The sequence below is a fragment of the Priestia sp. SIMBA_032 genome, assembly GCF_046535215.1.
In the GTDB taxonomy this organism is placed as follows: domain Bacteria; phylum Bacillota; class Bacilli; order Bacillales; family Bacillaceae_H; genus Priestia; species Priestia aryabhattai.
The window spans coordinates 1-254 of record NZ_JAWRXD010001104.1 but is presented as its reverse complement, the minus strand read 5'-3'; the positions used below and the strand labels follow the sequence as shown (position 1 = coordinate 254).

At 34.6% G+C, this 254-nt stretch carries 1 protein-coding gene; it reads right to left on the bottom strand.

Translation table 11 applies throughout. The features are described 5' to 3' along the window. On the bottom strand, positions 1-254 hold a 254-nt coding region (locus SB717_RS37755; RefSeq protein ID WP_410908284.1), incomplete at both ends, for a response regulator.

The window sequence follows — 254 nt, the reverse complement described above, 5'->3', positions numbered from 1 at the left end:
ATAGGTTTCGTAATATAATCCATTGCCCCCATATCAAGAGCTTCGGCCAATTTATTTGCATCCTCTAAAGCTGTAACAAAAATAATAGGGATATCTTTAAACTTCTCCTCTTTTTGTAATCGCCTACAAACTTCAAGTCCATCAATTTCAGGCATCATAATATCTAATAGTATTAAGTCAATTTCATTATGCCTGGAAGAATCTTTTCCAAACTGTATGTATTCGAAGAGCTCTTGTGCAGAATTGAGCGATAC